Origin of the sequence: Burkholderia sp. AU32262 (genome assembly GCF_020419985.1) — a bacterium.
GTDB lineage: Bacteria > Pseudomonadota > Gammaproteobacteria > Burkholderiales > Burkholderiaceae > Burkholderia > Burkholderia semiarida.
Window position 1 is genome coordinate 44,203 of the sequence record NZ_JAIZRS010000015.1, and the last position, 23,610, is coordinate 67,812.

Annotated in this window: 23 protein-coding genes; 10 read left to right on the forward strand and 13 right to left on the reverse strand. The window is 68.7% G+C overall.

Translation table 11 applies throughout. The annotated features are described in order from the left end of the window. Both LGN10_RS18960 and LGN10_RS18965 read left to right on the forward strand, forming a co-directional pair. The gene (locus LGN10_RS18960) at window positions 1-1,554 is read left to right on the forward strand and encodes an efflux transporter outer membrane subunit (RefSeq protein ID WP_226224577.1); all 1,554 of its coding nucleotides are present in this window, start codon (window positions 1-3) and stop codon (window positions 1,552-1,554) included. A 125-nt stretch (window positions 1,555-1,679) separates the two neighbouring features. Continuing rightward, the gene (locus LGN10_RS18965; protein WP_226224578.1) at window positions 1,680-2,708 is read left to right on the forward strand and encodes a MerR family transcriptional regulator; all 1,029 of its coding nucleotides are present in this window, start codon (window positions 1,680-1,682) and stop codon (window positions 2,706-2,708) included. A 122-nt stretch (window positions 2,709-2,830) separates the two neighbouring features. Here the strand turns inward: LGN10_RS18965 and LGN10_RS18970 are convergent, their stop codons facing one another. Beyond that, a complete protein-coding gene (locus LGN10_RS18970; RefSeq protein WP_099316639.1) occupies window positions 2,831-3,355 on the reverse strand; it encodes a M949_RS01915 family surface polysaccharide biosynthesis protein in 525 nt (174 codons plus the stop codon). A gap of 78 nt (window positions 3,356-3,433) precedes the next feature. After that, window positions 3,434-4,816 carry a sigma-54 interaction domain-containing protein gene (locus LGN10_RS18975; RefSeq protein WP_124863587.1) on the reverse strand — a complete coding sequence of 461 codons (1,383 nt, stop codon included), beginning with the start codon at window positions 4,814-4,816 and terminating at the stop codon, window positions 3,434-3,436. 253 nt (window positions 4,817-5,069) lie between these two features. Here LGN10_RS18975 and LGN10_RS18980 point away from each other — a divergent pair, with 253 nt between their 5' ends. From LGN10_RS18980 to LGN10_RS18990, 3 genes are read left to right on the forward strand one after another with little or no spacing between them, the layout of a single operon-like run. Continuing rightward, a complete protein-coding gene (locus LGN10_RS18980; RefSeq protein WP_059583456.1) occupies window positions 5,070-5,954 on the forward strand; it encodes an MBL fold metallo-hydrolase in 885 nt (294 codons plus the stop codon). 33 nt (window positions 5,955-5,987) lie between these two features. Next, window positions 5,988-7,655, forward strand: coding sequence for a bifunctional protein tyrosine phosphatase family protein/NAD(P)/FAD-dependent oxidoreductase (locus LGN10_RS18985; protein ID WP_226224579.1), 1,668 nt, complete (start codon window positions 5,988-5,990; stop codon window positions 7,653-7,655). An 18-nt stretch (window positions 7,656-7,673) separates the two neighbouring features. Next, window positions 7,674-8,480: a sulfite exporter TauE/SafE family protein gene (locus tag LGN10_RS18990; RefSeq protein WP_027784512.1), complete on the forward strand. Its 807-nt coding sequence runs from the start codon at window positions 7,674-7,676 to the stop codon at window positions 8,478-8,480. A 102-nt stretch (window positions 8,481-8,582) separates the two neighbouring features. Here the strand turns inward: LGN10_RS18990 and LGN10_RS18995 are convergent, their stop codons facing one another. The 4 genes from LGN10_RS18995 to LGN10_RS19010 all read right to left on the reverse strand — a co-directional run bounded on the left by LGN10_RS18995 (window position 8,583) and on the right by LGN10_RS19010 (window position 12,665). Further along, window positions 8,583-9,404 carry an ABC transporter permease subunit gene (locus LGN10_RS18995; protein ID WP_226224580.1) on the reverse strand — a complete coding sequence of 274 codons (822 nt, stop codon included), beginning with the start codon at window positions 9,402-9,404 and terminating at the stop codon, window positions 8,583-8,585. Then, the gene (locus LGN10_RS19000; RefSeq protein WP_059583463.1) at window positions 9,401-10,327 is read right to left on the reverse strand and encodes an ABC transporter permease subunit; all 927 of its coding nucleotides are present in this window, start codon (window positions 10,325-10,327) and stop codon (window positions 9,401-9,403) included. The genes LGN10_RS18995 and LGN10_RS19000 overlap by 4 nt, the downstream gene beginning before the upstream one ends. Beyond that, window positions 10,324-11,484, reverse strand: a complete 1,161-nt coding sequence (locus tag LGN10_RS19005) for an ABC transporter ATP-binding protein (protein ID WP_226224581.1) — start codon at window positions 11,482-11,484, stop codon at window positions 10,324-10,326. Before LGN10_RS19005 ends, LGN10_RS19000 begins: the two co-directional genes overlap by 4 nt. Before the next feature lie 86 nt (window positions 11,485-11,570). Beyond that, window positions 11,571-12,665: a polyamine ABC transporter substrate-binding protein gene (locus LGN10_RS19010; protein ID WP_059645918.1), complete on the reverse strand. Its 1,095-nt coding sequence runs from the start codon at window positions 12,663-12,665 to the stop codon at window positions 11,571-11,573. Window positions 12,666-13,083: 418 nt separating this feature from the next. Here LGN10_RS19010 and LGN10_RS19015 point away from each other — a divergent pair, with 418 nt between their 5' ends. Continuing rightward, window positions 13,084-13,287, forward strand: a complete 204-nt coding sequence (locus LGN10_RS19015) for a DUF1289 domain-containing protein (protein ID WP_006493160.1) — start codon at window positions 13,084-13,086, stop codon at window positions 13,285-13,287. Window positions 13,288-13,363: 76 nt separating this feature from the next. Here LGN10_RS19015 and LGN10_RS19020 read toward each other — a convergent pair whose 3' ends face one another. From LGN10_RS19020 to LGN10_RS19030, 3 genes are all read right to left on the reverse strand, one after another. Next, window positions 13,364-14,005, reverse strand: a complete 642-nt coding sequence (locus LGN10_RS19020; protein ID WP_226224582.1) for an OmpW/AlkL family protein — start codon at window positions 14,003-14,005, stop codon at window positions 13,364-13,366. Between the two features lie 65 nt (window positions 14,006-14,070). Next, a complete protein-coding gene (locus tag LGN10_RS19025) occupies window positions 14,071-15,261 on the reverse strand; it encodes an NAD(P)H-dependent flavin oxidoreductase (protein ID WP_060318707.1) in 1,191 nt (396 codons plus the stop codon). Between the two features lie 123 nt (window positions 15,262-15,384). Beyond that, a complete protein-coding gene (locus LGN10_RS19030) occupies window positions 15,385-16,821 on the reverse strand; it encodes an aldehyde dehydrogenase family protein (RefSeq protein ID WP_059583475.1) in 1,437 nt (478 codons plus the stop codon). 267 nt (window positions 16,822-17,088) lie between these two features. On the opposite strand from LGN10_RS19030, the gene LGN10_RS19035 reads away from it, so the two are divergent. From LGN10_RS19035 to LGN10_RS19045, 3 genes are all read left to right on the forward strand, one after another. Continuing rightward, window positions 17,089-17,454 (forward strand): hypothetical protein, encoded by a 366-nt coding sequence (locus LGN10_RS19035; RefSeq protein ID WP_027784520.1) that lies wholly within the window; start codon window positions 17,089-17,091, stop codon window positions 17,452-17,454. A gap of 211 nt (window positions 17,455-17,665) precedes the next feature. Beyond that, window positions 17,666-18,205, forward strand: a complete 540-nt coding sequence (locus tag LGN10_RS19040; protein ID WP_226224746.1) for a hypothetical protein — start codon at window positions 17,666-17,668, stop codon at window positions 18,203-18,205. Between the two features lie 15 nt (window positions 18,206-18,220). Next, window positions 18,221-18,817 (forward strand): polysaccharide deacetylase family protein, encoded by a 597-nt coding sequence (locus tag LGN10_RS19045; protein WP_226224584.1) that lies wholly within the window; start codon window positions 18,221-18,223, stop codon window positions 18,815-18,817. Here the strand turns inward: LGN10_RS19045 and LGN10_RS19050 are convergent. Next, window positions 18,814-19,779 (reverse strand): phosphotransferase, encoded by a 966-nt coding sequence (locus LGN10_RS19050; protein ID WP_226224586.1) that lies wholly within the window; start codon window positions 19,777-19,779, stop codon window positions 18,814-18,816. The two genes, LGN10_RS19045 and LGN10_RS19050, sit on opposite strands and share 4 nt — an antisense overlap. A gap of 25 nt (window positions 19,780-19,804) precedes the next feature. Between LGN10_RS19050 and LGN10_RS19055 the strand changes: the two genes are divergently transcribed. Continuing rightward, window positions 19,805-20,494, forward strand: a complete 690-nt coding sequence (locus tag LGN10_RS19055; RefSeq protein ID WP_059583480.1) for a cephalosporin hydroxylase family protein — start codon at window positions 19,805-19,807, stop codon at window positions 20,492-20,494. Here the strand turns inward: LGN10_RS19055 and LGN10_RS19060 are convergent. Genes LGN10_RS19060 through LGN10_RS19070 form a run of 3 tightly spaced genes read right to left on the reverse strand, consistent with a single transcriptional unit; the run spans window position 20,451 to window position 23,609 of the window. Next, entirely contained in the window at window positions 20,451-21,659 is a 1,209-nt protein-coding gene (locus LGN10_RS19060; RefSeq protein ID WP_226224588.1) for a glycosyltransferase, read from the reverse strand. The two genes, LGN10_RS19055 and LGN10_RS19060, sit on opposite strands and share 44 nt — an antisense overlap. A 7-nt stretch (window positions 21,660-21,666) precedes the next feature. Next, a complete protein-coding gene (locus LGN10_RS19065) occupies window positions 21,667-22,734 on the reverse strand; it encodes an asparagine synthase-related protein (RefSeq protein ID WP_226224590.1) in 1,068 nt (355 codons plus the stop codon). Next, on the reverse strand, window positions 22,731-23,609 hold the full coding sequence (locus tag LGN10_RS19070) for a radical SAM protein (RefSeq protein WP_226224593.1): 879 nt from the start codon (window positions 23,607-23,609) through the stop codon (window positions 22,731-22,733). Before LGN10_RS19070 ends, LGN10_RS19065 begins: the two co-directional genes overlap by 4 nt. Between the last annotated feature and the right edge of the window lies 1 nt (window position 23,610).

The window sequence follows — 23,610 nt, forward strand, 5'->3', positions numbered from 1 at the left end:
ATGAATCGATCGATGACCCTGAAAACGAAAACCGTTCGGGCGCTCGCGGCGGCGAGCCTCGCCGGCCCGCTCGCGGGCTGCGCATGGTTCGCGCCGAGCGGCGAGCCGCCCGCGATGCCGTCGCCCGCGCACTACGGCGCCGCGCCGCAGGTCGAGCAGACCGTGTCCGCGCAAGGCGTCGCGCAGCAGTTCGAGGTCGGCGCACAGCCGGTGCCGGACTGGTGGAAACAGTACCGTTCCGATGCGCTGAACGCGCTCGTCGACGAAGGGCTGCGCAACAGCCCGACGCTGAGCGCGGCGTCGCATTCGCTCGATGCCGCGCGCGAACAGTTGCGCGGGCAGATCGGCAGCTCGATGCTGCCGTCGATCGACGCGGTCGGCCAGGCCGCGCGCCAGCGCGCGCTCGGCGTGCCGATTCCCGCGCTCGGCGCGCCGACGCTGCTGTACGACACGTTCGTCGGGCAACTGCAGGCGAGCTACACGGTCGACCTGTTCGGCGTGTCGCGCTTCGGGAACCGCGCGCTCGCGAAACGCGTCGACGTCAGCGCGTTCCAGCTCGAATCCGCGCGGCGTGCGCTGGCCGCGAACATCGTCACCGCGTCGATCACCGTGTCGGTGCTCAATGCGCAGATCGAGACCACCGAGCGGCTCGTCGCGCTCGCGAACGACCAGGCGCACGACGCCGAGCGCCGTTACGCGCTCGGTTCGGCATCGCGCAGCGACGCGCTCAATGCCCGGCAAAGCGCCGACACGTTCGCGGCGAGCCTGCCCGCGCTGCGCCAGCAGCGCGACTCGGCGCGCCATGCGCTCGCGGTGCTGGTCGGCCGCACGCCCGACCGGCCGCCGGCCGATCTCGCGCTCGCCGACCTGCACCTGCCCGAACAGGTGCCCGTCGTCGTGCCGTCGGACCTGCTGCAAAGCCGCCCGGACATCCAGGCCGCCGACGCGGGGCTGAAGGCCGCCGCCGCCGAAGTGGGCCTCGCGACCGCGCAGATGTTCCCGCAACTGTCACTGTCGGCGGCGATGGGCAAAGGCGGCTTCAGCTGGCCGGCGATGCTGTCGGGCGCCGGCGCGATCTGGAACGTCGGCGCGTCGCTGAGCCAGCCGATCTTTCACGGCGGCGCGCTGCTCGCGCAGCGCCGCGCGGCGAAGGCGACTTACGAGGCCGCGGTCGACCAGTGCAAGCAGGCGGTGCTCGGCGCGTTCCAGAACGTCGCCGATTCGCTCGCGGCGCTCGAGCACGACGCGCAAGCGCTCGATGCGTCGTCGCGCGCCGCGCTGTCCGCACGGGGCGCATACGACGACGCGGCCGCCCGCGTGCGGCTCGGCGCGCTGCCGCCGTCGGCCGCGCGCGCGAGCGAGTTGCAGTACCGCAATGCGCGGCTCGACGAGATTCGCGCGACCGGTGCGCGGCTCGCGGATACCGCGCGGCTTTACCAGGCGATGGGCACGCCGCCGGCCGGCAAGGACGCGCCGTCCGACAAGGCCGGCAACGCCGCCGGCGACACTGCGACCGGCAAGGAAGCACGCGCCGCCGCGCCTTCGGCGCAATAACCGGCCCCCTCGGATCGGACGCGCGTGCGGCTACCCGCCACGCGCGTCCGATCGCCGATCTTCCGCTTGACCCTCACGTAGCGTAACGTTCGAGACTCCAGTGTGCGCACCGAACGGAGGAACGAATGCGGCTGAAAGTGGGAGAACTGGCGAAACGCAGCGGGCTGACCGTCCGCACGCTTCATCACTATCACGCCATCGGCCTGCTGACGCCTTCGGCGCGCGCCGACAACGGCTACCGGCTGTACGACCGCGACGACATCGCCCGGCTCCACCAGATCCAGGCCCTGCGTCGCTTCGGACTGTCGCTCGCCGAAATCGGCGACTACCTGAACCAGCCCGGCACCCCGCTCGTCGATCTCGTCGCGAAGCAGATCGCGTCGCTCGACCGCCAGCTCGCGCAAACCGCGCAGCTGCGCGAGCGGCTCGCGAGCCTGCATGCGCAGCTCGCGGCGGGCACCGAGCCGGAACTGGCCGATTGGCTCACCACACTGGAGTTGATGACCGTGTACGACAAATATTTCTCCGAGGAAGAACTCGCGCGCCTGCCGATGTACCAGAAGAGCCAGGCCGGCGACGCGGAATGGATCGCGCTCGTCGCGCAAGTTCGTGCGCTGCACGAGGCGGGCGTGCCCGCCGAGGACGAGCGCGTGCGTGCGCTCGCCGCGCGCTGGATGGCGCTGCTGGTGCGCGACACGAACAACGATCCGCGGCTGCTCGCGAAGCTGAACCTGATGCACGAGCAGGAGCCGTCGATGCAGTCGAAGTTCGGCATCTCGACCGCGTTGCGCGACTACGTGCTGCGCGCTTCGTCGGAAACGAAGATGCGGCTCTTCGAGAAGTACCTCACGCCGGACGAGATCCGCTTCATGCGGACGCACTACGCCGTACGCGCGATGGAATGGCCGCAACTGATGGCCGACGTGCGCGACGCGATCGATGCGGGCACGCCGCCCGATTCGCCGCAAGGCCGCGCGCTCGCGCAGCGCTGGCTCGAGCTGTTCCGCAGCTACGCGGGCGACGATCCGGCCACGCACGCGAAATTCCGTCAGGCGTTGATGAACGAGCCGGCGCTGTCGAAGGACTCGTGGACCGACGACACGCTGCTGGGTTTCATGCGCGCAGCGATGGCGCAGTTGGCGCCGGTGCGTTGATCGCATGACGGGCGGGCGGCGAGCGGATTTCCCGTGTGCCGCCCGTTTCACCGCTGGCGGCCGGTATCGCGCGCCCAACGGCCGGGCGTCCGGCCAGCGCCCGTTCACGCCAATAACACGCCCTAGTCGCTGCGCATGCTGATCCCGCGCCAGCGCTTCGTCATGTAGCGCAGAAACGCGGGCTGCGCCTTCAGGTCCGCGTTCGGCACGGGCGCCGCGCCGCCGTCGACCAACTTGCCGTTGACCGTCACGGTTTCCTCGCCGCGCAGCACGTACTTCGTCCCCGCGTCGATCAGGAAATACTTGACCTGATCGGCACTCACGTCGCCGCGGCAACCGATCTTGTACGCGAACAGGAACTGCTTGCGGCCGGTGCCGAGCAGGTCGCGCATCTCGATCGATTTCGGCACGACGTCGAGAATCACGTCGACCGGGCAATCCTTCACGTAGTCGCGCACCGTCCAGTCGGGGCGGCCGTCGAGCGTCGCGGACACCTTGAGCTCGACGTCGTCGCCGGATACGGTTCTGGCGAGCGTCACGGCATGCGCGCCGGCCGCGTCGGTCCACGTGTAATCGGCCGCCTGTACTGGACTGGACAGCGCTGCCGCCGTGAGAAACAGGCCAGGCAAAAGGAAGCGTATTTTCATCGGCGACGAGGTCAGAATCGAACGCGCCATTATCGACGAAGCCGCGCGCCGCCGACAGCCTCGCGCGACACCCGCCGTTCAGCGCTCCCGCGTACCGAGACCGAGCGCCTTCATCCGCCGGTACAGCGTCCGTTCGCTCAATCCGAGCCGTTCGGCGAGCGCCTTGCGCGTGCCGTCGAACGCGCGCGCGATGCGCACGAGCTCCGCGTCCGACACGCCGCGCGTGTCCGCCGCCTGCACGTGCGGCGCGGCCGCGGCCGCGACCAGCTCGGCCGGCAGGTGTTCGACGCGAATCGTCCCGTCGTCCGCGAACAGGCACGCGCGTTCGAGCACGTTGCGCAGCTCGCGGATGTTGCCGGGCCACGCATACGCGTCGAGGCATGCGCGCGCGCGTTCGGTCAGCGTGAACGGCCGGGCATTCGCGTCGCCCGCCTTGCCGCGCGCGTTCGCGATGCGCCGCAGGATCGATTCGGCCAGCAGCGCGACGTCGCCCCGCCGTTCGCGCAGCGCCGGCAGCGGAATCGGAAACGCGTTGATCCGGTAGTAGAGATCCTGCCGGAACCGGCCGTCGTCGATCATCTCGCGCAGCGGCTTGTGGGTGGCCGCGACGAGCCGGAAATCGGCGCGCAGCGCCTCGACGCCGCCGACACGCCGGAACGTCCCCGATTCGATCAGCCGCAGCAGCTTCACCTGCATCGGCAGCGGCACGTCGCCGATCTCGTCGAGAAACAGCGTGCCGCCCTGCGCGGTTTCGACGAGGCCCGGCTTGCGCTGGTTCGCGCCCGTGAACGCGCCCTTCTCGTAGCCGAACAGCTCGCTCTCGAACAGCGTCTCGGCGATCCCCGAGCAATCGACGACGACGAACGGCCCCATCGCGCGGCCGCTCGCCTCGTGCAGCGCGCGGGCGAACAGCTCCTTGCCCGTGCCCGATTCGCCGAGCAGCAGCACCGGCAGCGTCGAGGGTGCCACGCGCTGCAGCGCGCCGAGCGCCGCGTTGAACGCGTCCGAGCCGCCGACGAGCCCTTCCGCGCTCGGCTGCGCGGACGCGCTGCGCACCGTCGTCAGCCGCTCGACATACGCGATTACGTTGCCGTGCGCATCGAAGATCGGCCGCAGTTCGACGTCGACATGCTCGGGGCCGCGCGGCGTGTGATGGATGTGCAGCACGCGGTTCAGCCCGCGCGATTCGAGCGCCTGCTTCATCGGGCAATGCTCGCCGGCCTGATCGCACGGCACGTCGTAGTGATGCGACACCTGGAAACAGTGCCGGCCCACGTGCTCGACGCCGGCCACACCGAACTGGCGCCGGTACGCGTCGTTCGCCGCGAGGATCCGGTAGTCGGGATCGACGACGATCATCGGCTGCGGGTCCTGCTCGAGATACGCGACGAGTGCGCGTACGTCGGGCATCGCGTCGTGGCGCGGGGCGGGGACGATCGGAATGGTGTCGTGCGGATTCATGCGGCGGCTCGCTCGGCGAAGGGGCGCCCGGACGGACTGCCAGGCAGGCTGCCAATTCTGCCACGACACTGCCAGTTGTGGCAGTCATCGTCGTCAACCGGATGTCGCCGCCGCCTTCGGCGGGCCGCCGATGCACCGAAAAACCGAGCCGAATCAAGTCCTTGCCACATCGGTGGACGCTGCACCGCAGGTTGGCACGCTTCTTGAAGCAAAGACCGCGATTGCAGATGCAGAACCCAATCGAGGACACCCCGTGAGCCACGCCCCCGCCCTGTCGGTCGAAGGTTTTTTCGACCCGGCGACCCACACCGTCAGCTATCTCCTGCTCGATACGGCGAGCCGCGCGTGCGCGCTGATCGACAGCGTGCTCGACTACGACCCGAAATCCGGCCGCACGCGCACCGCCAGCGCCGACCGGCTGATCGCGCGCGTCGCCGAACTCGGCGCGACCGTGCACTGGCTGCTGGAAACGCACGTGCACGCCGACCACTTGTCGGCCGCGCCGTATCTGAAAGCACGGCTCGGCGGCCGGATCGCGATCGGCTCGCACGTGCGTCGCGTGCAGCACGTGTTCGGCACGCTGTTCAACGCCGGCCCCGGCTTCGCGGAAGACGGCCGCCAGTTCGACCGGCTCGTCGACGACGGCGACACGCTCGCGCTCGGCGCGCTGACGATCCGCGCGCTGCACACGCCGGGCCACACGCCCGCGTGCATGACCTACTGCGTGGACGATGCGACACAGCGCGCGGCGTTCGTCGGCGACACGCTGTTCATGCCCGACTACGGCACGGCCCGCTGCGACTTCCCCGGCGGCGACGCGCGCACGCTGTACCGCTCGATCGCGCGCGTGCTCGCGCTGCCGCCCGACACGCGCCTGTATCTGTGCCACGACTACCAGCCGGGCGGCCGCGACGTGCAGTTCGTGACGACCGTCGCCGAGCAGCGCCGCGCGAACGTGCACGTGAAGGACGGCGTGACCGAGGACGATTTCGTCGCGATGCGCACCGCGCGCGACGCGACGCTCGACATGCCCGTGCTGATGCTGCCGTCCGTGCAGGTCAACATGCGCGCCGGCCACCTGCCCGAACCCGAGAACAACGGCGTGCGCTACCTGAAGATTCCGCTCGACGCGATCTGAGCCGCGCGCCCCGCCCATCCGGAGAACCCCGACATGACCATCCGCAAGCTGACCGACACGCTGTCGGTCTCGCCGCAGATCGCGGCGGCCGACCTGCCCGCGCTTCACGCGGCCGGCATCCGCGCGATCATCTGCAACCGGCCCGACGGCGAAGGCGCCGACCAGCCGACCGTCACCGAGATCCGCGCGGCCGCCGCGCCGCTCGGCATCGACGTGCATTACCTGCCGGTCGATACCGGCAAGGTAACCGACGACCAGGCCGCGCAGTTCGGTGCGCTGCTTGCGTCGCTCGACGGGCCCGTGCTCGCGTACTGCCGCAGCGGCACGCGTTCGGCCACGCTGTGGGCGCTGTCGCAAGCCGGGCTGCGGCCGCTGGACGACCTCGTGGCCGCCGCCGGCGCGGCTGGCTACGATCTGAGCGCACTCGCCTCGCGTGTCTCGCCAGGCGGCCGCCGGACGGCGCCGACCGTGGACGCACGGCACGACGTCGTGATCGTCGGCGCCGGTGCGGCGGGCATCGCGGTCGCGTCGAGCCTGCTCGCGCGCGATGCGTCGCTCGACATCGCGGTGATCGATCCGGCCGACGTCCACTATTACCAGCCCGGCTGGACGATGGTCGGCGCGGGCGTGTTCCAGCCCGGCACCACCGCGCGGCCGATGACCGACGTGCTGCCGCGCGGCGTGCAGCGGATCCAGGCCGCCGTCGCGGGCTTCGAGCCCGACGCGCATGCGGTCGTGCTCGACGGCTGCCGGCGCATCGGCTATCGCAAGCTCGTCGTCTGTCCGGGGCTCAAGCTCGACTGGCACGCGATCGACGGCCTCGCCGACACGCTCGGCCGCAACGGCGTCACGTCGAACTACCGCTACGATCTCGCGCCGTACACGTGGGAACTCGTGCGGGCGTTCCGCGGCGGCAATGCGCTCTTCACGCAACCGCCGATGCCGATCAAGTGCGCGGGCGCGCCGCAAAAGGCGATGTACCTGTCATGCGACCACTGGCGGCGCGCGGGCCGACTCGCGGCCGCGAACGTCGAATTCCTGAATGCGGGCGGCGCGCTGTTCGGCGTCGCCGATTACGTGCCCGCGCTGATGGCGTACGTGAAAAGCTACGACATCGCGCTGTCGTTCGGCCACAACCTCGTCGCGATCGACGGGCCCGCGCGCCATGCGACGTTCTCGCGCGCGCTGCCGGAAGGCGGCAAGGAAACCGTCGAGCGCGCGTTCGACATGATCCACGTCGTGCCGCCGCAGAAGGCGCCGGACTTCGTGCGCGCGAGCCCGCTCGCCGATGCGGCCGGCTGGATCGACGTCGATCCGGCGACGCTGCGGCACAAGCAGTTTCCGGACATCTACGCGCTCGGCGACGTCACCAACACGACCAATGCGAAAACGGCCGCGGCCGCCCGCAAGCAGGCGCCCGTCGTCGCGCACAACCTGCTCGCGTCGCTCGGCCGCGCGCACGGCGACGCGGTGTACGACGGCTACGGCTCGTGCCCGCTCACCGTCGAGCGCGGCAAGATCGTGCTCGCCGAGTTCCTGTACGGCGGCAAGGTCGCGCCGACCTTCCCCGCATGGCTGATCGACGGCAAGCGCCCGTCGCGGCTCGCATGGCTGCTCAAGGAGCGCGTGCTGCCGCCGCTCTACTGGAAGGCGATGCTCAAGGGCCGCGAGTGGCTCGCGAAGCCCGCGATCGCACGCTGACCGGAGCGCGATGACGTCATGCTGATTTCCCTCGTGCTCGGCGGTTTCGTCGGCGCCGTGCTCGGCCTGACCGGCGCCGGCGGCGGCATTCTCGCGGTGCCCGCGCTCGTCGTCGGAATGAGCTGGCCGATGCAGCAGGCCACGCCCGTCGCGCTCGTCGCGGTGGCCGGCAGCGCCGCGCTCGGCGCGCTCGAAGGCTTTCGCCGTGGGCTCGTGCGCTATCGCGCCGCGCTGCTGATGGCCGTGGCCGGCGTGCCGCTGACCACGCTCGGCGTGCGGCTCGCGCACGTGCTGCCGCAGCGCCTGCTGCTCACGCTGTTCGCGCTGACGATGCTGGTCGTCGCCGGCCGCCTGTTGCGACAGGCGCTGCGGCGGCAGGCGGCCGATGCGGACGCGTCGCCGCTGTGCGTCGGCCGCGTGAATCCCGATACGGGCCGGCTCGTGTGGTCGTGGCCCGTGGGCATCGCGCTGGCGTCGACCGGCGCGGTCACGGGCTTGATGACGGGATTGCTCGGTGTCGGCGGCGGCTTCGTGATCGTGCCGATGCTGCGCAAGTTCACGAACGTGTCGATGCATGGGGTGGTCGCGACGTCGCTGATGGTGATCGCGCTGGTCGGCACCGGCGGCGTGTTGGCCACGCTCGTGTCGGGCACGCGCGCGCCGCTCGACGTGACGCTGTGGTTCACCGTCGCGACCGCGCTCGGCATGGCCGCCGGCCGCGGCGCGTCGCGCCACCTCGCCGCGCGGCACGTGCAGGCCGGGTTCGCGGCCGTGCTCGTGTGCGTCGCGTTGGGGTTGCTGGCGAAGGCGGCGTTCGGCGCATAGACGCCGGCGACGGGCCGGCGATCGTGACGCGCCGCCAAACAAAACGCCCGGCCCGACTCGTCGTCGGCACCGGGCGTTTTCATCACGGCCGCAACCGGCGCGTCAGGCCGCGAACCCCGCCATCCACTTGCGTTCCTGACGCAGCATCACGAAGTTCGCGATCACGACGCCGGCCGTCACCGCGATGATGAACAGCGTCGCGAGCGCGTTCATCTCCGGGTTCAGGCCGAGGCGCACACGCGAGAACACGACGAGCGGCAGCGTCGTCGAGCCGGGGCCCGACAGGAACGCCGACAGCACGAGGTCGTCGATCGACAGCGTGAACGACAGCAGCCAGCCGGCGATCAGCGCCTGCGAGATCAGCGGCAGCGTGATCGTGAAGAACACCTTCAACGGCGTCGCGCCGAGATCGAGCGCGGCTTCTTCCAGCGACGGATTCAGCTCGCGCACGCGCGACTGCACGATGATCGCGACGTAGGAAATGCACAGCATCACGTGGCCGAGCCAGATCGTGAACACGCCGCGCTCGGCCGGCCAGCCGATCCACTTCGCGAGCTCGATGAACAGCAGCAGCAGCGAGATCCCCTGGATCACCTCGGGGATCACGAGCGGCGCGTTGATCATCCCGCTGAACAGCGCGAAGCCGCGAAAGCGCCCCATCCGCGCGAGCACGAAGCCGGCCCACGTGCCGATGAACACCGACGCGAACGCGGTCAGCACGCCGATCTTCAGCGACAGCCACGCAGCCGTCAGCAACTCGTCGTCCTCGACGAGCGCCGCGTACCAGCGGAACGAAAAACCCGACCATACGGTGACGAGCTTCGACTCGTTGAACGAATAGACGATCAGGCTGAGGATCGGGATGTACAGGAACGCGAAGCCGACGAACAGCGCCGCGAACTGCAGGTAGCGATTCGGCTTCATCGACGGCCTCCCTGTTCCTTCGCCTGGAAGTGCTGGAACATCGCCATCGGCACGAGCAGCAGCAGCACCATCGCGCAGGTCACGGCCGACGCCATCGGCCAGTCCGCGTTGTTGAAGAACTCGTTCCACATCACGCGGCCGATCATCAGCGTATTCGCGCCGCCGAGCAGCTCCGGAATCACGTATTCGCCGACCGCCGGAATGAACACCAGCAGACAGCCCGCGATGATCCCGTTCTTCGACAGCGGCAGCGTGATCTGCACGAACGCCTTCCACGGCTTCGCGCCGAGGTCGTACGCGGCTTCGAGCAGGCGCAGGTCCATCTTCACGAGGTGCGCGTAGAGCGGCATCACGAGAAACGGCAGATACGAATACACCATCCCGATGTACACCGCGTAGTTCGTGCGGTACAGCTCGATCGGCGCATGGGTGAGCCCGATCCACATCAGGAAGTTGTTCAGCAGCCCGTTGTTCTTCAGGATGCCGATCCACGCGTACACGCGGATCAGGAACGACGTCCAGAACGGCAGCATCACGCCCATCATCAGCAGGTTGCGGGTGGCCGGGTTCGAGCGCGCGATGTAATACGCCATCGGATAGCCGAGCAGCAGGCACAGCAGCGTCGTGATCGCGGCCACCACCACCGAATTCACGTAGGTCGCGAAATACAGGCTGTCGGTCAACAGGAACGCGTAGTGCGACAGGTTCAGCGCGATGTGCACGACGCCGTCCGCGTACGACGTGAGTTCCGTATACGGCGGGATGCCGAGCTGCAGCTCCGCGAAGCTGATCTTCACGACCAGCACGAACGGCACGAGGAAGAACAGCACGAGCCACGTGAACGGGCCGGCCACGACCGCCGTGGCGCCCGTCAGGTTGAAGCGCCGCACCGGCCACTCGAGCAGGGACTTGAACGCGTTCATGACGTCAGCACCACGCCGGCGGTCGCGCTCCAGCGCACGTAGATCTCGTCGGCGAGCGCCGGCGTGTCGAGTTCGGAAATCGCGAGGCTCGACACGTTCGCGATCACCGTCTTGCCCCCGTCGAGCTTCACGTGATACAGCGAATAGCCGCCCATGTACGCGACGTTGCTGATCCGGCCGCGCGCCCAGTTGAACGCGCCTTCGGGCGGCTTGCGCGTGAGCGCGATCCGCTCGGGGCGCACCGACACCGTGACCGGCATCCCGAGCGGGCCCGAGATCCCGTGGCTCACGTACAGCCGGCTCGGCAGCTCCGGCGATTCGATGTACACGTGATCGGGCTCGTCCTCGACCGTCACGCCGTCGAACAGGTTCGTCGAGCCGATGAATTCGGCCGAGAAGCGGCTGTTCGGGTATTCGTACACTTCGTTCGGCGAGCCGATCTGCACGATCTGGCCTTCGCTCATCACCGCGAGCCGGTTCGCCATCGTCATCGCCTCTTCCTGGTCGTGCGTGACCATGATGCACGTGACGCCGACCTTGTTCAGGATGTTGACGAGCTCGATCTGCGTGCGCTGGCGGATCTGCTTGTCGAGCGCCGACATCGGCTCGTCGAGCAGCAGCAGCTTCGGGCGCTTGACCAGCGAGCGGGCCAACGCGACACGCTGCTGCTGGCCGCCGGACAACTGGTGCGGCTTGCGCTTCGCATACTTGCCCATCTGCACGAGTTCGAGCGCGGACGCGACACGCGCCTTCAGTTCGGCCTTCGGCGTGCCTTCCTGCTTGAGCCCGAACGCGACGTTCGACTCGACCGACATGTGCGGGAACAGCGCATACGACTGGAACATCATGTTCACGGGCCGCTTGTACGGCGGCATCTGCGCGAGGTCCTCGCCGTCGATCAGGATCTTGCCCGACGTGACCGTCTCGAGGCCCGCGAGCATCCGCAGCAACGTCGACTTGCCGCAGCCCGAGCTGCCGAGCAGCGCGAACAGCTCGCCCTGGCGCACGGTCAGGTTGACGCTGCGCACGGCTTCGGTGTCGCCGAATTTCTTGACGACGTCGACGATCTGGATGAAGTTCTCGGCGCGCGCATCGGCGCCGGAGGAGGAAACGGAGAACGGCGCGCCCACAACCGGCGCGCCCGACTGGCTATTCATGATGTGCTGCTTCTCTCCTGCGTTAGACGAACAAAGCCCCCGGGGGCACCAGGGGCTTCATGACCGCGGGTTCACTTCGGCTCGCGTCAGCGGCCCGACTTCAACTCGGTCCACAGACGCGTCTGCAGACGCTGGATTTCAGGCGGCAGCGGCTTGAGCAGGAACAGCGTCTTCACGACGTCGGCCGGCGGGTAGACGGCCGGGTCGTTCGCGACGTCGGGCCGCACGTACTTGCGTGCCTCGGTATTGGCGCTCGGGTAGTACACCGCGTTGGTGATCGCCGCGTGCACCTTCGGATCCTCGATGTAGTTGATCCACTGCAGCGCGGCTTCCTTGTTCTTCGCGTCCTTCGGGATCGCCATCACGTCGAACCACACCGGCGCGCCGCCCTTCGGAATGTAGTACTCGACCTTGTACGGCTTCTTCGCCTCGATCGCGCGATGCTTCGCGATCACGACGTCGCCCGACCAGCCGAACGCGAAGCAGATGTCGCCGCCGACCAGGTCGTTGATGTAGCCCGACGAGTTGAATTGGGTGATGTACGGGCGGATCTTCTTCAGCACGTCCATCGCGGCCTTGTAGTCGGCCGGGTTCGTGCTCATCGGATCCTTGCCGATGTAGTGCAGCGTCGCCGCGAACATCTGGTCGGGCGCGTCGAGCACCGACACGCCGCAGGTCTTCAGCTTCGCGATGTTTTCCGGCTTGAACAGGATGTCCCAGTTGTCGAGCGGCACCTTGCCGAGCGCCTGCTGCGCCTTCGTCAGGTTGTACGCGAGACCGGTCGTGCCGTACGCCCAGGGCACCGAGTACTTGTTGCCCGGATCCGCGCCGGCGACGAGCGCCATCAGTTGCGGATCGAGGTACTTGAGGTTCGGCAGCTTCGACTTGTCGAGCGGCGCGAAGATGCCGGCGGCGATCTGCTTGCCCGCGTAGTTGCTGGTCGGCACGACGATGTCGTAGCCCGAGCTGCCCGTCAGCAGCTTCGCCTGCAGCGTGTCGTCGCTGTCGTAGTTGTCGTAGCGGACCTTGACGCCCGTCTGCTTCTCGAAGTTCGGGATCGTGTCCTTCGCAATGTAGTCCGACCAGTTATAGACATTGAGCTGCGTATCCTTCGCCGCTGCCGCCGATGCGCCCACGCACAGCGCGAGCGCCGCGAACCGGCCCACTACCTTTGCTTTCATCCCGTTCTCCCTTCGGCCGGACGCATTGCCCGGCTGCCGTCTGCCTCGTCATGGCGGCGCATTCCGGCGCGCCGCCCCTCGAAAACCCCGAAAACTACCATCATTCGCGCCCCGTCACAAAAAAATCATGCCGGTGTCGCGCAAACGGAACAGATTCCCGCCGCCGGTCGGTCGAGCCGCCCGTGCGGCGGGGCGTTCCGGGGGAATTCTATCGGGTAATCGGCGGTTGTCCACCGGCAAAAACGGACGACGGCGAATCCGCGTTTGCATGGCGCACGGCCCGTTCGACGGCCGCGCGCAACGCCGGGCCGTACTGTCGCGCTCCCGCGCCGGGACGGCATGCGGGCGGCAACGTCCGGCCGGGCCGCCGCGATGCATTAAAATGGCGGCTGACGATTCAACTGCGCGAACCCTGCCGATGGCCTCCAATCTTCACGACCTCCCCGACAGCCCCTGCATCGGCGTGTGCTCGACGCTTTTCGACGAAGTCTGCAAGGGGTGCGGCCGCACGGCCGCCGAAGTCTCGAACTGGGTGTTCCTGAGCGACGACGAAAAGCGGGCGGTGTGGGAACGCATCACGCGCGAAGGCACCGCGATGCGCTTCCAGTACGACAAGCTGTAAATCCGCGCGCACAAAAAAAGAGCGGCATGCCGACCGCCATGCCGCCAACCCCAACTCTGTTCTTTTACGGTCGCGTCTAGAACTTCATCCCGACGCCCACGCCGACGATCAGCGGATCGATGTGCAGCGTGCCGATGCCCTTGTCGCCCAACGTCGCATCGGTGCTCATCCAGATCTTCTTCACGTCGACGTTCATGAACACCTTCTTCGTCAACTGCACGTCCACGCCGAACTGCAGCGCGGGGCCGAAGCTGCTCTTGTTGATCGACACGCCCTCCCCGCCGACGTTGAGCCCGTTGTTGTAGAAGTACGTGTAGTTCAACCCGGCGCCGACGTACGGACGCACCTTGCCCGCATGGTTGAAGTGATACTGCAGCAAGAGCGTCGGCGGCAGCACGCCCACGCCGCCGAGATTGCCGAGGCTCGACGTCATCTGGTGCCGCGACGTGCCGAGAATCAGTTCCACGCCCAGGTAATCGCGGATCATGTACGTGAAGTCGAGCTCGGGCACGATCGCGTTGTTCACGCCCGTGTTGATCGCGCCGAGCGTGTCGCTCGCGCGTTCGTTCGGCTGGATGCTGATCGCGCGAAGCCGAACCAGTACGTCACCCTGGTTGATGCCGTCCCCCGGCGATGCCGCGTACGACAGCGACGACATCGCGAGGACGCTTGCCGCGACGACGGCGGTGGTGACACAAGTTCGAATCGTTTTATGCATGGTACGGACCCCCAAAGAATGGTTTCCATTCTCCCTGTAGGGTCTTTTCGTCATCTTGATATTGGTCAAGCCAGCGTAAACGTGGGACGGTTTGCCGCAGGCTCGGTCGCACTGCCCGTCAGCAGCAGGTCGAGCAGATCGCGCACGCTGCGGATCGCGCGGCCGAACGGCAACGCTTCCCGGCCGCGGAAGAACAGCCCGTTCGCGATGTCGCCGCGCAGCGCGGCCGCGAGCCGCGTGTCGATGCAGAAGTGGCCGAATTTCTCGATGCCGTCGCGCAGCCCGCACACGCTCAGGCATTCGAGCGCGGTCGGGCAACGCTGCCTGAACGCGCCGAGCTTGTTGCGAATGCGCGTCTCGTTGCGCAGGTAACGATCGAGCCACGGCGTCTTCACCGCGCGTGCCGGCAGCCCCGTCACGCTGACGAATTCGACGATGTCGTCGGGCGTCGCATCGGCAAGCACGCGCTTGAAACGCGGATGCGCATCGCCCTCTTCGGTCACCGCGAACGGCGTCCCGACCTGCACGCCGTTCGCGCCGGCCGCGAACGCCGCGCGCACCGTGTCGTGGCTGTTGATCCCGCCGGCCACGATCAGCGGGATCGTGTCGCGGGCGACACCGAGCGACGCCATCACCTGCGCGGTCTCGTCGAGCACGCGCGCGAAATCGAAGCGGCTGTCGTGCATGTCGTCGAGCTGCGTGACGCCGAGGTGGCCGCCCGCGTGCGCCGGATGCTCGATCACGATCGCATCGGGCAAACGGCCCTTCTTCATCCACTTCTTCAGCACCAGCGCGATCCCGCGGCTGTCCGACAGGATCGGGATCAGCGCGATGTCGCGCCCTTGCGTGAGGTCGGGCAGATCGAGCGGCAGGCCCGCGCCCATCACGATCGCGTCCGCGCCCTCGTCGCACGCGACCCGCACGTAGTCCGCATGCGCGCTCACCGCCTTCATCACGTTGACCGCGATCATCCCGCGCCCTTCGCTGTACGTTTTCGCGAGACGGATCTCGCGCGCGAGCGCGTCGAGGTTCGCCGCCTCGAGCGTCGCGCGATCGGGTTGCGCGCGGCAACGCGCGAGCAGATCCGCATGATGGTGGCGCAGGTCGATGCTCGCGATCGTGCCGACCGCGCCTTCGCGCGCGACGCTGCCCGCCAGCCGGTGCGCGGAGATGCCGACGCCCATGCCGCCCTGCACGACGGGCAGCAAGGTGCGGCCGCGGATCGTCAGCGGCGGAAAGGAAGTGCGTACGGTCATCTGAAACCTCGTCGGAACATCGGAACCGCGATGATCGACGATCCACCGCCGCGCACCTTGACGGCCGTCAAGAAAAAAACGGCACGCGAGCGTGCCGTTTCCGATTCGGGCCGCGAGCGGCGTTCAGGCCGGCTTCGCCGGCTTCAACTGTATCGACTTGTACTCGAGATACTCTTCGAGCCCGTACACGCCGTTCTCGCGGCCGTACCCCGACTGCTTGAAGCCGCCGAACGGCGCGGCGGCGTTCCACGTGCCGCCGTTGATGTCGACCTGCCCCGTGCGGATGCGGCGCGCGACGCGCATCGCGCGCTCGTCGCTGCCTGCCCACACCGCACCGCCGAGCCCGTACGGCGAATCGTTCGCGATCCGCACGGCCTCGTCTTCATCGCGATACGTGATGATCGACAGCACCGGCCCGAAGATCTCTTCCTGCGCGATCGTCGATTTCGGATCGACGCGCCCGAACACGGTCGGCTTCACGAAGAAACCCTTTTCGAGCCCTGCCGGCAATCCGGTGCCGCCCGTCACGAGTTCCGCGCCTTCGTCGATGCCGCGCTGGATGTACGCCTGCACGCGCTGCTGCTGCGCGGCCGACGCCAGCGCGCCGAGGCGCGTCGCCTCGTGCCGCGGGTCGCCCGCGACGTACGACTCGGCCGCCGCCTTCGCGAGTTCGCGCGCCTCTTCGTAGCGCGCTTGCGGCACCAGCATCCGCGTATGCGCGGAGCAGGTCTGGCCCGCGTTCAGGTAGCACGCGTTGACCGTGCCCTTCACGGCCGTCGCGAAATCGGCATCGTCGAGAATCACCGACGCCGACTTGCCGCCCAGCTCAAGCGCGACGCGCTTGACGCCCGCGGCCGCCAGCTCTGCCACGCGCTTGCCCGCGCGCGTCGAGCCGGTAAACGACACCATGTCGACGTCCGGATCGCTGGCCAGCACCTCGCCGACGACCGGGCCATACCCGCACACCAGGTTGAACACGCCGGCCGGCAGCCCGGCCTCGTGGATCGCTTCGGCGAGCATGAACGCGTTCAGCGGCGCGACTTCCGACGGCTTCAGCACCACCGTGCAGCCGGCCGCGAGCGCCGGCGCGACCTTCAGCGTGACCTGGTTGAGCGGGTAGTTCCACGGCGTGATCGCCGCGACGACGCCGACCGGCTCGCGCACCACCAGCGAATTGCCGACCCGCGCGTCGAATTCGAACGATTCGGCGAGCTTCGCGTACGCCTTCCAGTTGTAGATCGGGCCGCCGACCTGGATCGCCCGCGACAGCTTGATCGGCATGCCGACTTCGCCGGTGATCGACTGCGCGAGTTCCTCGCTGCGCGCCTGCAGATGCTCGACGATCTTGCGCAGGTAACCCGCGCGCGTCGCGGCCGGCGTGGCCGCCCACGCGTCGAAGGCCGCGCGCGCCGCGCGGATCGCGGCCTGCGCGTCGGACGCGACGCCCTCGGGAATCCGGCCGATCACGGCTTCGGTGCCCGAATCGATCACGTCGATCGTGCCCGTGCCGGCCGGTTTGCGCCATGCGCCGTCGATGTAGAACTGGTCGTAGATTTTCATCGTGTTCCGCCTCCAGGGAAGCCGCCATTCTAGCGAGCGTTTCGGTGGCTGGTGTGACGAATGACAGCCATCCGAAAGGACCGGCGAGGCCCCGCGCCGGTGCTCCGCCGCCCGCGCGCATGGCCGGCGGCGCCTTCGTCCGGCCGGCGCCACGTCAGCGTCCACCCGGGTGCGCGGCCGGGCCCGCATCGTGCTATGTTTTTACTATCGGCATCGGCCCGTTGCGGCCGGCGCCGCCCGGAATCGACGCACTTCGTGAGCGCTGCCATGTCCGACGCATCCCATACCCTCGGCTCGCAAGACCGCCTGGAGCTGCTTTGCTGGCTCACCTGCGGCAACCTCGGCGCGTTTTACCTCAACGAATCCTGGCCGGACGCCGCGTTCCAGGTCCAGGCCGCGCACCGCTGGCTCGACCGCCATCACCGCCAGGCCGACTGGCTCGCGGTCGCCAGGCTCGCGGCGCTCGCGCAGGACATCGCGAAGCGGCATGCGGGCTTCGTCGACGCGTCGTGGGCGCGCGACGCGGTCGAGGAAATCGTCGATACCGACGATCTCGACTATCGGGCCAAACTCGTGCAGTGGGTGTACGAGGACTGCTGCAAGGCGCTCGCCGACAAGCGGCTGGCCGATTGAGCCGCGCAAAGGCGGCGTGAAACGTCAGGCAGCGTGATATCGCGGCGGTTTGACGACGCTCGACTGAGCGATTCCGCGCGGCATCGCGCGGTCGGCAAGCGCACGACCGCCATTCCGTGTCGCCGCCCCGCGCGAAGCGTCATAGAATCGTCGTCGCCGGCAGCTCGGCCGCTGCGGCCCGACATCCCTCTCGAACATGAAGAACACGCGCGTGACGCTCGCCCATCGACTTCTGCTGATCGCCGGCGCCTCGATCGCGCCGATGGCCGGTGCGGCACCCGCGGCCTCGCCGGCCGCGGCCTGCGCCTCGCCTGCGTTCGACCGTTATCCGGCGCCGGCCGCCATCCGCGCGCCGCGCAAGCCGGCTGCCGCGCCTCGGCTCGCCGGCAGCGAAGCGCGCCTGTATCGCACCGTCATTCGTGACGCATTCGCGCAACCGGCCAATTTTGCCGGTCACTACCGCGTCGCGATCTGGGGTTGCGGAACGGATTGCCGAAACTTCGCGATCCTCGACAGGAACACGGGCGCGACGTACACGATGCCCGGCGTGACGGCCATCTCGGGCGTGATGGGCAACGACGACGAGCGCGTCGACTTCCGTGCCGGCAGCAGGCTGCTGATCGTCGCCGGCTGCTTCAACGACGATTGCGGCGACGGCCACGCGAAAGCGGCCCGCTTCTTCTACGAATGGACCGGCTCCCGGCTGCGTCCGGTCGGCACCTGCCCGCTGGCCATCGAGCCGGTTCAGTGAGCGACCCTGGCAATCATGACGTCCATTCACCTCAGTTTCGACGACGGCCCCGGCCCGTCGACGCCCGCGCTGCTCGACGTGCTGCGCGACGCCGCGTGCGCGGCGACGTTCTTCGTGCTCGGCCAGCACTTGCCAGGCGCGCTCGACGTCGCGACGAGAATCGCGCGCGAAGGCCACCGGCTCGGCAATCACACCTATTCGCATGCGAGGCCGGGCACGCTCACCGACGCCGCACTGATCGACGAGATCGATGCAACCGATGCGCTGATCCGCGACGTCTACCGCCGCGCCGGCCTTGCCGCGCCCGGCACGATCCCGCTGCGCCTTCCGTACGGGTTGATGCCGCACGACGATCGCGCGGCCGTGCTCGCGCGCCTGCGGCGCGAACACACCGGCTGGACCGCGATACTGAACGACTGGCAGCGGCCGCCCCCGTCACCCCAGGCACTGTTCGACGCGATGTGCGCGCATGTCGACGCCTGCACGGCGCGGCAGCGCGACGTGCTGTTGTGCCTGCATGACGGGTCGCGGCATGGCGAAGCGCGGCCCAACACGGTCGAAGCCGTGCGCCTGTTCCTGAACCGGCGGCGCGCCGACGCGACGCACCGCTAACCGGCGGGCACCGCCCCGTCCAGCAACTGGCGCCAGCCGCCAAGGAAACCGATCCCGGGCCCCGGCATCCACAGCCCGCGCTGCGCGGCCTCGAGATGGATCAGCGTCTGATCCGCGCAGAACAGCGTCATCAGCGCGTCGTGGTTGTCGCGCAGCCACGCCGGCGCCGCATCCGGCCGCGTCGCCGCATAAGCCTCCAGGCCGGCCGTCCATCGCCCGCGGTCGAACACGAAGCCATCGTCCCGGCCCGCATCGCGCGACAGCGCGAACGACGCAAAGGCCGCCTCGAGCCATTGCGCGCCCTGCCCCACGTCGTCGAAATCCAGCACGCCGTTCACCGCGTTGCCGACATACAGCAGGTTGCCCGCGTGATAGTCGCCGTGCAGCCAATGCACCGGCCCCGTCAACCACGATGCCGCCGCGTCGAGATGCGTGCCGATCCGCCGGATCACCGTGCCGTAGTCGTCGCTCAAGCCGGCCGGCAGCGACGGCATCGCGCGCGCCGCGACGCGCGCATGACGGGCCGACAGCCACGCCAGCGGCGCCGCTTCGCCGGCGGGTATCGCGGCCAGCGCCGCATGCAGATGCGCGAGCGTGCGCATCGCGTCGATCGCCCCCGCATGCAGGTCGTCCGGCAGGCCGGGACGGCCGTCGATATGCTCGAACAGATGCAACCAGCTCCCGTCGGGCGTCTGCACGCCGGGTTGCGCGTCGACGGTCGGCCGCAGCCGCGGCAGCGCGGGCAGCGTCGACACCGTGCGCGCCTCACCGAGACGCGCGAGTATCGACGCCTCGCGCCGCATCTGCGCGACCGGCTTGCCGGACCACGACACGCGCAGCACCGTGCGCCCCGCATCGCCCTCGACGAGATACGTTTTGTTAGTATGGCCCGACGCCAGCGCCCGCAGGCGCGCCGGCCCGGTGTTCCAGTACCGGTGAAGCCACGATTCCAGCGTTTTCACGTCACTCCTATTCGTTGCATCGACCATGTCAGAGCGTCCTTCGGCCCGCATGCGGGACATCAACATCGAATGGCTGACGCGCGCCGCCGAATTCGGCCATCTGTTCCAGACCCGCTGGCTCGGCGAGCGCTTCTTCCATCTGCCCGGCGACATGCTCGCGCTGCAGGAACTGATCTGGCGCGAGCGTCCCGACTGCATCGTGCAGACCGGCATCGCGGCGGGCGGCGGCGTGGTGTTCACCGCGTCGATGCTGGAGCTGGCGGGCACCGATGGCCGCGTCGTCGCGATCGAGCCGCGCCTGCGCGACGAGGTCCGCCAGCGCCTGCACGCGCACCGGCTCGCCCACCGCATGGTGCTGATCGAGGGCGAATCGTGCGCGGCCGACACGCTCGCGTCGGTGCGCGCGCAGATCGGAGACGGCGCGCGCGTGATGGCGATTCTCGATCTCACGCATACGCACACGCACGTGCTGCGCGAACTCGAATGCTATGCGCCGTTCGTGACGCCCGGCAGCTACGCGATCGTGATGGACACGATCATGGAGTACCTGCCCGAGTCGATGTTCGACGGCAAGCCGTACGGCCGAGGCAACAACCCGGCCACGGCCGCGCGCGAATTTCTTGGCCGCGACGACCGGTTCGAAGTCGACCACGACATCGAGGACCGCGTGCTCATGACGCTGTCGCCAGGCGGCTTCCTGAAGCGAGTGCGCTGATCAGGCGGGCGGCTCGCGCCGAGCCGTCGCACGCGGCATAGCTGTCGCGGATCCGCGCCGCCTGCTCGCGCAACGATCCGGCACGCAACAGGCGTTCGAGCGCGTCGGTAATGGCCGCGACGCCGGCCTGCCGCAGATCGAGCACGCATCCCGCGCCGGCCCGCTCGACGAAATGCGCCGAATGGAACTGGTCGTTGCAGAACGGCGACAGCAGCATCGGCACGCCGCACGCGAGCGACTCCATCACCGAATTCGCGCCGCCGTGGCTGACGAACGCATGCGTGCGCCGCAGCAGCGCCAGTTGCGGCGCGTAACGTACCGCGATCACGCGTTCGTCGCCGGCAGGCAGCAGATCCGAATCGACCAGTTCGCCCACCGACAGCACCAGTTGCGCGGCCGTCGCACGCGTCGCGTCGATTACCTTCGCGAACACGTCCGGATGGTAGTAAAGCTGGCTGCCGAGCGACATGTAGACGAGCGGGCGATCCGCGTCGAGGCGTTCCCATGGAAATACCGTCTCGTCGCCGCGCGGGCCCGACGGCATCGCGGGGCCGACCAGCTCGACGCCGGGCGGCGGCGCGCCGACCAGCGCGTCGGTCGTGAACGCGAGCGTCAGGTGCGGCGACAGCACGTCGCACCCGCGAAAGCGCGCGTCGAGGCCGTAGCGCGCGAACAGGCGCGTGCGTTCCGGTTCGAGCCATCGCACCGTGCGCAGCAATTCCGAATCGAGATCGTCCGGCAGCACCGGATTCAGCGAATTGGACATCGACACCCACGGCAGCCCTTCCAGCTCGGCGGCAATCGCCGCCGCATAGAGCAGCGGATCGATCACGACCACGTCGGGCTGCCATTCGCGCAGCACCGCGCGAATGCCGTCCACCTGCGCGGGCGCGAGGTCGATCAGCAGCGTGCGGATCCAGTGCCGCAGCCAGTCGGCGTCGCGAATGTTCGCGGCGAAGCTCGCGCCGCGCGACAGGTCGTGGCGCTCGGGCGTCTCGCGCGGCCCGACGAACGCGAAGCCGCCCGCGCCGTCGAGCTGCGCGCTGATGTCGGCCGGCGCATAGAACGCGACGTCGCAGCCGGCGGCGCGCAGATGCTGGGCCGGGCCGATGCACGGATTGACGTGGCCCTTCTCGGGCACCACGCAGAACAGGATGCGTTTCATGAGCGGCTCAGGTTGGGCGATGCGCGGCATCGCGGTGAAGGCGATCGAGATGATCGAGAAGCAGTGTCAGCGTCGTCCACAGCACGCGTTCGGTATCCGCCTGCAACGTGGGCGCGGCAAGGCCGAGCGTATCGGCCAGTGCCTGCGTGCGGCCGCGATCGAGCAGCGTCGCGAGATTCATCGCCGGCGCGAGCCGCCCGCGCTTGGGGCCGTGCACGAGACGGTCCGGCAGGTTCAGGCGCGCACCGAGATCGCGCAGACACTGCTTGTTCGGGTCGGGCGCGATGCTCGTCAGATGCGCGACGACGGCGGCATCGACGAACGGCGGATGCAGGTCGACCGAGGCCTCGTCGAACAGCGCATGGCACAGCGGCAGATAGTTGGCCGAGCGGTCGCGGCGCAAGACCTGATCCGCGCCGTCGCCGGTAATCGCCACCTCGACGCCGTCCGCCGCCATCGCGTCGGCCAGCAGCAGCTTCGCGACCGGATGCAGGTTGAACATCGGTTCCTCGACCGCATGGGTCGTTCTCGGCAGCGCCGCGACGAAATCGGCCTCGTTCGCGCGCACGATCTTCACGTTCGCCTGCATCTGCGCGGCCAGTTCGAGCGCCGCGTCGCGTTCGCAGTAATCGGGCATGTCGGTCGCAAGGATGTAGGCCGTCACGTGCCGCAACGCGCCGAGTTCGCGCAGCAACGCGAGCAGCAGCGCCGAATCGAGCCCGCCGCTCAGCGCCAGCGCGACCCGCTTGCCGCTGTCGAGCGCGCGCTGCAGCGACGCGCGCAGCACGGTGTCGAGATCGGCTGGCCGTGGCCGCTCGGGCGCCGGCTGCACCGTCAGCCCCTGCGGCGACCGGGTCAATGCATGACCGGGCGGCACCGCGAGCACGTCGCGCAGCACGGTACGGCCGACGAGACGCTCGCCGCTCAGGTAGCCCGCGATGGCGGCCGCGTCCGGCGCGCCGGCCGGTTGCCCCGACGCCCGCAATACGGCGCGGATGCCGGATGCCGATACGCCGCTGCGCGGATGGTAGTGCAGACGATCGAAACCGAACGGGTCGCGCGTGCCGACGATCATGGATAACGAGCCTTCAAGGTGTCCACTTCAATGCGTTTCAGGATGCGATGCGGCGCGACCGGCGCGCTGCCGCCCCGACAATGCAGGCATGCTTCGAGCGGCGTCTCGCGTTGCAGATACGCGAGCATCGCGTCGAGCATGCCGGCGTCGTCGCGCAGCGGCAGGCCGTCGGCCTGAAAGTCCTTCGCGCCCTTGTACAACGTATGGAAATGCGCGGGGCGCGTGCACGTGTAGAACATGCCGTCGCGAATCATATGGCAGCGCTCCCGGATCCAGCAATCGTGATAAAGGCGTCGGGCTTCGTCGCGATCCGTGCCCGGCTGTGCGCGGTTCATCGTCGTGAACACGTCCTGCACTTTCCAGTTCAGACGCACGTCGAAGCGTGCGGCCTGGCGCTCGACATGCGCGACCAGATCGGTGGAAAGCGCCGGCTTCGGATAGCGCGAGATCGTCAGCGCATCCACCGCTTGCCAGAACGCGTCGGGCATCTCGCCGAGTTTCAGGCCGTTCGTCGTGACCGAGATCACGGGCGCGATGCCGGTGCCGCGCGCGCGCTCGACGATTTCGACGAGTGCCGGATGCAGCAGCGGCTCACCGCCAACCAGCTTGAACATGCGCGGGCGCAACACCTTCGCGGCCTTGCGCAAATCGGCTTCGATCGATGCGGGGCTCGCATGCCACTCGGGCAGGAGCGGCGACAGCGAGCAGCATTCCGCGCAAGTGAGGTTGCAGTGATCGACGATATGCGCTTCCAGCGAGCGCGTCTGGACGCGTCCGTCCTCGACGCGGTAATCGCGATCGAGCGGCGGCGGAAACACGTGCTGCCGCTCGCCGGCGCGCGGCCGATTCGGGATCTCGTTCGGGCTCGTACTCACA